The sequence below is a fragment of the Rhodoplanes sp. SY1 genome (genome assembly GCF_046000175.1).
Classification (GTDB): Bacteria; Pseudomonadota; Alphaproteobacteria; order Rhizobiales; family Xanthobacteraceae; genus Rhodoplanes.
Genome location: NZ_JBEOMB010000087.1, coordinates 1 through 10,467, shown reverse-complemented (window position 1 = coordinate 10,467; position 10,467 = coordinate 1). Strand labels below are relative to the sequence as shown.

Genomic DNA, 10,467 nt, shown 5'->3' with positions numbered 1-10,467 from the left:
CTTCTTGGATCGGCTCTTAAGGCCCGGAAGGTAACCCGTGGGCGAATGTTCCCGCATTAGGCGAGACAGGCGATGACGGGCGGCCGGACGAGATCGTCCCCACGAGCGACGGGCATCAGAACACGGCTGCTGGGGCTGATCCTGGTCGCCGTGCTGCCGCTCATCGCCGCCATCGCGGTCGGTCTCCATCGCGACTGGGCCAGCGATATCGACACGGCCGGCCAGCAGGTCGAGGCGCTGGCGCGCCGCGCCGCCGCGCGCTACCGCGAGGCGCAGCTCGAAGGGCGAACCCTGCTCGACATCGTGAGCTTCGCCCCGGAGGTGACGCACGGGTCGCCCGAAAGCTGCAACCGCTACCTCGCCCAGATCGAGCGCACGCGGCCGTGGTCGGAAGGCCTGCTGGTGCTCGACCGGACCGGCCGCGTCGTCTGCCACACGGCGCCGGGTGGCATCGGCCTCGACGTCTCCGATCGCGACTACTTCAAGCGCGCGATGGCCGACCGCAAGTTCGTCGTCAGCGACGTCATGACCAGCCGCGTGACCGGCGCGCCCGTCACCCTCCTGGTGCTGCCGATCCTGGACGACCACGGCACCGTCATCCGGCTGGTCGGGATGGCTCTGCGGCCGACCTGGCTCGACAAGATCGTGCACGAGAGTCTCGACGAGCTGGATCCGAGCTTCTGGCTGCTCGACGCCAGCGGCCGGCTGATGGCTTACGCCTCGCGGGACCGCGGCACGTCGGCGAACGAGGCGCTCGATTCGGACATGGCGCGGCGGCTCACCGCCCTGGCGGACACCTGGACGTCGGGCAAGCCGACCGAGAGACACGGACGCATCCATGGTGTGGTTCGGCTGCCGGAATCGGGCGGTCGCATCGTCGCGGCCGTCGACCGCAGCACCGCGCTCGCCCGGGTCGAGACCAAGATCGGCCGCGGCATGCTCGTCTCGGCCGGCGCGCTGGCGCTCGCCGTGATCCTCGCCATGGGCGTCGCCCGCGGCATCGCAGCCCCGCTCGAGCGACTGACCGGTGCCGCGCGCAGCGCGCGCGGCTTCCAGGACGTCGACCTGCCGGTGCTGCGCGACTACGCCGAGGTGGAATCGCTGTCGCAATCGCTCCAGGCCCTGCTGCGCGACAATCGCGACCGCGAGGCGGCCTTGCGCACGGCGCGGGCCGAGGCGGAGCGGGCGTCCGAGGCGGAGCGGGCCGCCCATGCGCGCCTGCGCGAGGCCATCGAGGCGGTGCCGGTCGGCCTCGCCTTCTTCGACGCCGAGGACCGCTTCGTCGTGTGGAACCGGTTCTACGAGGACCTCTACGCCGCCAATCCGATGCCGCTGGCGCCCGGCCTGCGGCTCGAGGACCGCCTGCGGGAGCGGCTGAAGGCCGGCCTGATCCCGACGGCGGTCGGCCGCGAGGAGGAATGGCTCGCCGAGCGCATGGCGAGCTTCCACGCCCATGCGGGCAGCCACGAGCAGTGCCTGCCGGGCGACCGCTGGCTGCGCATCGAGGAGCGTCGAACCAGCGACGGCGGCTCGATCGGCATCCGCATCGACATCACCGAGATCAAGCGCAGCGAGCAGTCGTTCCGCCTGATGTTCGACGCCAACCCGCTGCCGATGTGGGTGTTCGACTGCGAGACCCTGCGCTTCCTCGCCGTCAACGACGCCGCCGTCCATCACTACGGCTGGAGCCGCGAGCAGTTCCTCGCCATGACGGTGCTGGACCTGCGCGATCCGGCCGACCACGCCGCGGTCCGGCTCGCCGCCCGGTCGCCGGAGCCGTCGCGCGGCGAGCGGGTGTGGCGCCATCGCCGCGCCGACGGCAGCGAGCTCCTGGCCCAGCCGTTCACGCGGATGCTCTCCTACGACGGCCGGCCGGCCAAGCTGGTGGCGTCGATCGATGTCACCCAGCAGTCCCGCGACGAGGAGCGGATCCGTCACCTCGCCCATTTCGACAGCCTGACCGAGCTCGCCAACCGCACCCTGTTCCGTGCCCGACTGGAAGATGCGGTCGCCCGCGACCGTCCGGACGGCGAGGGGCTGGCGCTGATCTGCATCGATCTCGACGGCTTCAAGGACGTCAACGACACGCTCGGGCACCCGATCGGCGACCGGCTCCTGAAGCACGTCGCCGACCGGCTGCGCGGCTGCGTGCGCGAGCAGGACACGGCGGCCCGCATCGGCGGCGACGAGTTCGCCGTCGTGCAGGACGGGATCACCCGCATTGAGGACGCCGGGCATCTCGCCGAGCGGCTGATCGCGGTGATCAGCACCCCCTATCTCATCGAAGGCCACGTCATCACGGTGACGCCCTGCGTCGGCATCGCCACCACGCTGGACCGCGACAGCCGCTCTCCCGACGATCTCCTCAACCACGCCGACATGGCGCTCTACCGCGCCAAGGCGCGCGGGCGCCGGACCCACTGCTTCTTCGAGCCCGAGATGGACGCCCAGCTCAAGGCGCGCCGCGCCCTCGAGCTGCATCTGCGCGCCGCCCACGACGCCGAGCAGCTCGAGGTGCACTACCAGCCCTGGGTCGATCTGCGCAGCGGCACCGTGAAGGGCTTCGAGGCGCTGCTGCGCTGGACCCATCCGGAGCGCGGCCCGGTGTCACCGGCCGAGTTCATCCCGATCGCCGAGACCATCGGCCTGATCGTGCCGCTCGGCGAATGGGTGCTGCGGCGGGCCTGCGCCGACGCGGCGCGCTGGCCCGACACCGTGGACATCGCCATCAACCTGTCGCCCCTGCAGTTCCGCTCGGGCGACATCGTCGGCACCGTGAAATCCGTCCTGGCCGACACCGGCATCGATCCGGCCCGGCTCGAGCTCGAGATCACCGAGACGGTGCTGCTCGAGGACAGCCCGACCAATCTCGCGACGCTCCACGCACTGCGGGCGCTCGGCGTGCGCATCGCGATGGACGACTTCGGCACCGGCTACTCGTCGATCGGCTACCTGCGCCGCTTCCCCTTCGACAAGATCAAGATCGACCGCTCTTTCGTCAGCGAGCTGCCGAACGACATCGACTGCCTGACGATCACGCGCGGCATCGCCGAGCTCGCCGCCGGGCTGGGCATGAGCACGATCGCCGAAGGCGTCGAGACGATCGAGCAGCAGGAGATTCTCCGGGCCATCGGCTGCACGCTCGGCCAGGGCTACCTGTTCGGCGCCGCCATGCCGGCCGCGATGGCCGAAGGGCTGGCGCGCAGCCGCCGTATCGTCGCGGCGTGACCCGGCGTCGGCCGGCCAGCCCCTGGCAACGCAACTCGCACGTCACATGAGGGACTCGTCATGCCCGGCCTCGTGCCGGGCATCCACGTCCTACGATTGATCCGACGCCAAGGAGACGTGGATGGCCGGGACGAGCCCGGCCATGACGGAGAGACAGGAACAAGCCCGCAGCAGGCGATCAGTTCACGTACTCCCGCAGCCGGCTCGGCTCGCCGCGCGGTCCCATCACCTGGTCCTCGACGAGCCGCGTCAGCTCGGCCTTGAGGGCGATCGCCTCGGACGCCAGGAGATCGCGCGGGCGCGGCAGCGCGACCGGCACGATCGCCGTGATCCGGCCGGGCCGCGCCGACATCACCACCACGCGGTCGGCCAGGAAGATCGCCTCGTCGACGCTGTGGGTGACGAACAGAACCGTGTGGCGCTCCTCCAGCCAGAGTTTCAGGAGATCGCGCTGGAGGATGTTCCGGGTGATGGCGTCGAGCGCGCCGAACGGCTCGTCCATCAGCATCACGTCGGGCTGGTTCGCCCAGACCCGAGCGATGCCGACGCGCTGCTTCATGCCGCCGGAGAGCTGGCGCGGATAGTGCTGCTCGAAGCCTTCGAGCCCGACCCGGGCGATCTGGGCGCGCGCCCGCGCCTCCGCCTCGGCGCGGCCGAGGCCCCGCACGGTCGGCCCGTACATGACGTTCTTCAGCACGGTGAGCCAGGGGAACAGCGCGTATTCCTGGAACACCAGCCCGCGTTCCGGGCCCGGCCCGCGGATCGGGCGGCCGTCCATCGTCACCCGGCCGGCGCTCGCCCCGATCAGGCCGGCGACGATGCGCAGGAGCGTGCTCTTGCCGCAGCCGCTGGGCCCCAGGATGCAGACGAACTCGCCGTCGCCGACCGTGAGATCGACCGGCTGCAGCGCGACGACGTCACGGCCGTTCGACGTGAAGGTCTTGGCGACGCCCTCGGCCCTGATCTTCGCCACGGCGGCGCTGCCGTCTGTCGCCTCGCTCATGGCGTCCGTCCGATCCTCGCATCAGTCATTGCGCGACAATCCCTCGTGCCAGCGCAGGACGCGCCGCCCCGCCCAGCTCATCGTCTGGTCCGAGACGAGGCCGAGCACGCCGACCATCATCATGCCGACGATGACGAGGTCGGAGCGCATCATCAGCCGCGCGTCCCAGATCAGGTAGCCGACGCCGGACTTCGCCCCGATCATCTCGGCGACCACGAGCCCGGCCCAGGAGTTGCGCAGGCCGAGCCGCAGCCCGGTGAAGATGTTGGGCAGCGCCGCCGGCAGCACGACGCGCCACAGGATCTGGCGCGGCCCGGTGCCGAGCATGCGGGCCGCCTCGACATAGACCGGCTCGACCCACTCGACGCCGTGAATCGTGTTGATCAGGATCGGCACGGCGGCGCCGAGCGCGACCAGGAACACGGCGGAGGCGTCGCCGATCCCGAACCACACGATGGCGATCGAGATCCACGCCGTGATCGGGATCGGGATCAGCAGCAAGAGCGTGATGTGCGACAGCCGCCGCACGACCGGCGACCAGCCGACGATGACGCCGAGCGGCACCGCGATCGAGGTCGCGATCAGGAAGCCGGCGATGCTGCGGAACAGGCTCGCCCGGACGTGCATCCACAGCGTGCCGTCGGTGAGGATCTCCCAGAAGCCCGTCGCGGCACGGCGCGGCGACGGCAGCAGATAGGCCGAGATCCAGCCGAGATCGGAGGCGACTTGCCAGAGCGCCAGGAGGCCGACCGGCATCACCAGATAGACCGCGACCGTCGCCAGCCGGCGCCGCAGGCCCGGCGCCTTGCGGCGCGCGGGCGCCGGCGCGTCGGCTCCGGACGACGCCCCGTCCTGCACCGCGACCGACATCAGTTCGCCCCGGCGGCCGCCCGCGCCTTGTCGAGGAAGCGGAGGTCGAACACCTTGTCGGCCTCGACCGTCCGGTCGAGATATTTTATCCGGATGAGCTGGTCGATCAGCGTCGCGGTCTGCTTGCGGAACGCCGCGTCGATGTCGATCGACAGCTCGGTGTTCTTCATCGCCATCTTCACCACGTCGTCCTTCTGGCGGATGATCTTGGCCAGCTCGGCCGCGGTCTCGTCGGGATGGGCCTTCACCCAGGCGGTCGCCTTGGCGTGCAGATCGGCGATGAGCTGCGCCTTGGCCGGATCCTTCTCGATGGTGCTGCGGGCGACGGCCAGCACGATGCCGACCCGTCCCGTCGAGGTGTCGTAGAGGTCCGGCGCGATGTCGGTGCCGAGCCCCATCGCCAGCATCACGGAGCCGTGCGGCTCGGTGGTCGCGGCGACGTCGATGCGGCCGGAGGCGAGCGCCTCGAGATGCGCGTTGGTGGGCAGGAGCAGGTACTCGACGTCGCGGCCGACCTGCAGGCCGGCCCGCTCCAGGAGTTCGCGGAACATCATGTCGGTCTGGCCGGCCTTCGACACCGCGACGGTCTTGCCCTTGAGATCCTTGATCGCCTCGACGCCGCTGCCCTTGCGGGCGACGATGCGGGCGCCCTTGAAGCTGACGCCGGCGATCACCGCGACGGGCCGCTCCTGCGCCACCGCGAGCACCGCGGTGACGAGGCCCAGATAGGCCGCGTCGATGTTGCCGGTCAGCAGCGCGTCCATGGCCTCCGAGCTGGTCGCCACCTCGACGATGTCGATCTTGACGTTCGGCGGCGCCACCTTGGAGAGCATGTAGGAGCTCGCCATATGCGGCTGCCCCTTGAATGTGGAGATGCGCAGCGTCGTGGTCTGCGCCGTCGCGGCCGTGGCGGCGACGACCAGTGCGGCCGCGGCGATCGCCGCTTGGTATACGAAGCTCGCGAAGAGACTTCGGGTCTCGAGGAGACTTCGGGTCTCGAGGAGACTTCGGGTCTCGAGGAGACTTCGGGTCTCGAGGAGACTTCGGGTCGCGAAGAGAGCTCGGTTCGCGAAGAGACTGCGGTGGATATTCGGATGGCGAAGCATCGGCGGCTCCCTGACGACGGCCCGGCGCGGTCATCCTGACGCACGCCCCCGGCCCTCGGCCATTCGAATTAACTCATGGATTATTCAGTTTTGAAACATGAAAGCGGCCCTCGACCCGTGGACCGAGAGCCGCCATCGAGAGATCACGCCTGACCGAAGGCGACGACGCGCCGCCCGAAACACAGTCCCGGCGGCCTCACGAGGACGGCGGGACGATCACGACAGAAGCGCGCTTCAGTTCCCCCTGTCCATCAGGCGGCGGGCGATGACCTGGGCCTGGATCTCGGCGGCGCCCTCGAAGATGTTGAGGATGCGGGCGTCGCAGAGGATGCGCGAGACCCGGTACTCAAGCGCGAAGCCGTTGCCGCCGTGCACCTGCACGGCGTTGTCGGCGGCCGCCCAGGCGACCCGCGCGGCGAGCAGCTTGGCCATGCCGGCCTCCAGGTCGCAGCGCTTGCCCTCGTCCTTCTCCTTGGCGGCGAAGTAGGTGATCTGTCGGGCGATCATGATCTCGGCCGCCATCATGGCGATCTTGTCGGAGACGCGCGGGAACTCGACGATCGGGCGGCCGAACTGGACGCGGGTCTCGGCGTAGCTCAGCGCCTCCTCCATGGCGGCCTGGGCGACCCCGATGGCACGCGCCGCGGTCTGGATGCGGGCCGCCTCGAAGGTCTGCATGAGCTGCTTGAAGCCCTGCCCCTCGACGCCGCCGAGCAGATTGTCGGCCGGCACCGTGAAGCCGTCGAAGGCGATCTCGTACTCCTTCATGCCGCGGTAGCCGAGAACCTCGATCTCGGTGCCGGACATGCCCGCGGCCGGGAACGGGTTGGCGTCGTCGCCGCGCGGCTTCTCGGCGAGCAGCATCGACAGGCCCTGATAGCCCGGGTCCTGCGGATTCGTGCGGACCAGAAGGGTCATCAGGTCGGCACGCACCGGATGGGTGATCCAGGTCTTGTTGCCGTTGACGACGTAGGTGTCGCCCTCGCGCACCGCGCGGGTGCGCAGCGAGGCGAGGTCGGAGCCGGTGTTGGGCTCGGTGAACACGGCGGTCGGCAGGATCTCGCCCGAGGCGATCTTGGGCAGCCAATGCTGCTTCTGCTCGTCGGTGCCGCCGCACAGGATCAGCTCGGCGGCGATCTCGGAGCGAGTGCCGAGCGACCCCACGCCGATGTATCCGCGCGAAAGCTCCTCGGAGACGACGCACATCGACTCCTTGCCGAGCCCCAGCCCGCCATACTCCTCCGGAATCGTCAGGCCGAACACGCCGAGCTCGGCCATGTGCTCGACCGTCTCCATCGGAATGTAGGCGTTGGCGCGGTGCCAGCCGTGGGCGTGCGGGATCACCTCGGAGTCGGCGAACTTGCGCATCTCCTCGCGGATGGTCTCGTAGGTCTCCTCGAGGCCGCAGTCGCCGACCGTCGAGGCGTGATGCTCGCGCATGAGCGTCACCAGGCGGGCACGGTTCTCCGGCGTGTTGCCGGTGTCGGCCAGCGCGTCGAGGCTCGGCGCGAGGCGGCCGAGCACCGAGGCCGTGTCGAGGCCGAGATCGGCGGGGCGCACGAACTCGCCCTGGCTCATCGGGATGCCGCCGGCGACCTGGGCGATGTACTCGCCGAGGCCGATGCGCACCACCAGCTCCTCGATCTCGCCGAGCTTTCCGGCCTCCGTCATGCGGGCCGTGTAGGCTGCGAGCTGGCGCACCGCCTCGGCATAGGTGGCGAGCCAGGCGAGCCCGTGGGTGGCGCGCTGCTCGCGGTCGAACAGCTTCGCCCCCGGGCCACCGGACGACACGCGGGCACGGACGCTGTAGATCGCGTCGGCCAGGACGGCGTCGAGCGCGTCCGCGGCCCGACTGGACAGGGAGACGAGATCGGGACCGGACTCGGAACGCTTGGCGGCTAAGGACATGGGCTTCTCCGGAAATCGGCATCGCGCGTTGCCCGGGACGGAGGTCTCGGGGCCGCGACGGCCACTTGTTGAAAAATCGATATGCCTCTTCGAGCGCCCGGCCCCTCGGAGCCGGACGGCGCTCTCGCGGTTCTTCTCTTGGTCGCAGTCTCTGCGGCGAAAGTCTCTGCGGCGAAAGTTCGTACGACTTAAGTCTATGCGGCGCACATCCTCGCGTCGCAGGTTCTCGTTTCGAAGGGTCTCGCGTCGCAGTTCTTACGTGCAGTTCTTGCGTCGCATGTCCGCGCGGCAGACGGTGCCCGCCTCGCCGCGACATGGTTTAATGATGGCATCTTTTCGCACCTGCGTGGAGAGGGAATCCGTGGCCCGAAGCGAGACAAAACGGCGCTCGGGCGGGGCCCGGCGGCGCGTGCCATGCCATTGCGGTTGATCACGATTCCGGCCCGGGTCGCGGCCGACGCGTTCCTCGCCTTCAACCGCGACGACGGCTGGGCGATCGCCAGCCACATCGCGCTCTCCACCCTGATGTCGCTGTTTCCGTTCCTGATCTTCGTCACCGCCCTGTCCGGCTTCCTGGGCACCCAGGACCTCGCCGACCAGGTCGCCCTCCTGCTGCTCGAGGCCTGGCCCGAGGAGGTCTCAGGCCCGATCGCGGGCGAGATCGAGAGCGTCTTGACCACGGCGCACGGCGGCATCCTGACCGTCGGGGCGGGGCTCGCGCTGTACTTCTCGTCGAGCGGCGTCGAGAGCCTGCGCATCGGGCTCAACCGCAGCTACGAGGTGGTGGAGACGCGGTCGTGGTGGCTCCTGCGGCTCGAGTCGATCGCCTATGTGCTGGTCGGCGCGCTCGGCCTCGTGGCACTCGCCTTCCTGATCGTGCTCGGACCGCTGATCTTCGCCAAGCTCGTCCCGGTGTTTCCGAACCTGCGTCAGTTCGAGGTGTCGCTCACGGTCGCGCGCTTCGGCATCGCCAGCGTCGTGCTCGTCGTCGCGCTGACGCTGATCCACAAATGGCTGCCGGCGGGACGCCGCACGTTCGACGAGATCGCGCCCGGCATCGCCGTGACGCTCGGCATGTGGCTGATCACCGGCGTTCTGTTCGGACGTTATCTGTCCGAGTTCGCCAACACCTACGTCACGATGTACGCGGGCCTCGCCTCGGCCATGATCGCGCTCGTGTTCCTGTACTGGACCGCGACCATCTTCGTGTTCGGCGCGGCGCTCAACCAGGCCGTGATCAGGCGGCGCAACGCGAAGCGGAAGTGAGAGCGCCGGTCACGGCGGACGGGCCTGGAGCGGTTTCCTCCGACGTCGCCCCACACTCCGGTCATCCCCGCGCAAGCGGGGATCCAGGAGCCGCGTGCCGTGTCGCCCCGGGTCCCCGCCTTCGCGAGGACGAGCGGCAGCTGGGGCCGATTCATCACAACCGAGAACCGCTCTCGAATCGTGACCTCGCGGGGTCGTGCGACGCCGCTGCGCGGCGATCGGGACGACTGCGTAGGAAACGCTGCGGACCGGCCCTGTGGATGATCGAATTCCGCCCGGTTTCATTGGCTTTCTCGCACATCCGCGAGGTGGCGACGGCGGCTCGCCGAACCGCTGGTTCGGACCGCCCAAGTGCCGCCTTAGTCTTGGTTACAAGTTCGTAAATCGACTTGCCGCCGACGCACGGGGGTGTGGGGGTGCCGAGGCGCGATGATGACGACGATCCGGCATCAGACCGGGCGTTCGTCATCATCGCTCGCCCGGTGGCGATCAGGGCCCGGGACATCGCTCCCGGGACATCGCTCAGCAAGATCACGACGAGACCATGACCGCGTGCGCACCCGCGTGCACGTCGGTGTCGATCGCGCACGCGAGTGCGCCGGTGGAGCGTGCGCGCGAGCGCGCGATGCCGCCGTTCGTTAACACGACGTTAACCCTGCTCACGCAGCATGGTTGACGTGTTGCGAACGTGCAAACCGCTTCTTTACCGGTCGCGTCGACGATCGGGAAACCATGTGGTTCGCGTTCGCTGCTCCGGGGACGGCTGTTGGGCTCGCTGCGTCGAATCTCGCTGAAACACCACACCGCCGTCGCGGCGCCCTTCGGCTTCGCGCTGCTCACCTTCGCGGCGATCCCGAGCTCGGTCGCCTATCAGGATCTCGCCTCGCTGATCGCAGCCCGCGCCGGCGGCGGCGGCGACGTCGCCCACGAGCAGGCGCGCAGCCCGTTCGGCAGCTTCCACGCCGCCACCTTCTCGTTCCCGCGCCCGGTCGGCACCGCGATCCCCGAGCCGACCGGCTACAAGGTCGCGAGCCTCGATCCGAATTTCGACAGCGAGTTGCTCACCGGCTCGGTGGCGAGCCGCGC

The 10,467-nt window shown here is 69.5% G+C and carries 6 protein-coding genes and 1 pseudogene; 3 read left to right on the top strand and 4 right to left on the bottom strand.

What is annotated here, in order from left to right; genetic code table 11:
- Positions 1-72: 72 nt before the first annotated feature.
- On the top strand, positions 73-3,228 hold the full coding sequence (locus ABTU92_RS20890) for an EAL domain-containing protein (protein ID WP_408093556.1): 3,156 nt from the start codon (positions 73-75) through the stop codon (positions 3,226-3,228).
- A 178-nt stretch (positions 3,229-3,406) separates the two neighbouring features.
- Here ABTU92_RS20890 and ABTU92_RS20885 read toward each other — a convergent pair whose 3' ends face one another.
- The 4 genes from ABTU92_RS20885 to ABTU92_RS20870 all read right to left on the bottom strand — a co-directional run bounded on the left by ABTU92_RS20885 (position 3,407) and on the right by ABTU92_RS20870 (position 8,115).
- Entirely contained in the window at positions 3,407-4,231 is an 825-nt protein-coding gene (locus ABTU92_RS20885; protein WP_408093555.1) for an ABC transporter ATP-binding protein, read from the bottom strand.
- A gap of 21 nt (positions 4,232-4,252) precedes the next feature.
- Entirely contained in the window at positions 4,253-5,101 is an 849-nt protein-coding gene (locus tag ABTU92_RS20880) for an ABC transporter permease (RefSeq protein WP_408093554.1), read from the bottom strand.
- A complete protein-coding gene (locus ABTU92_RS20875; RefSeq protein ID WP_408093553.1) occupies positions 5,101-6,207 on the bottom strand; it encodes an ABC transporter substrate-binding protein in 1,107 nt (368 codons plus the stop codon). The genes ABTU92_RS20880 and ABTU92_RS20875 overlap by 1 nt, the downstream gene beginning before the upstream one ends.
- Positions 6,208-6,441: 234 nt before the next feature.
- Positions 6,442-8,115, bottom strand: coding sequence for an acyl-CoA dehydrogenase family protein (locus ABTU92_RS20870; RefSeq protein WP_408093552.1), 1,674 nt, complete (start codon positions 8,113-8,115; stop codon positions 6,442-6,444).
- Between the two features lie 414 nt (positions 8,116-8,529).
- On the opposite strand from ABTU92_RS20870, the gene ABTU92_RS20865 reads away from it, so the two are divergent.
- Together ABTU92_RS20865 and ABTU92_RS20860 are read left to right on the top strand one after the other, a co-directional pair.
- A complete protein-coding gene (locus ABTU92_RS20865; RefSeq protein WP_408093551.1) occupies positions 8,530-9,381 on the top strand; it encodes a YihY/virulence factor BrkB family protein in 852 nt (283 codons plus the stop codon).
- Between the two features lie 766 nt (positions 9,382-10,147).
- Positions 10,148-10,467: pseudogene (locus ABTU92_RS20860) on the top strand (hypothetical protein); the annotation flags it as partial.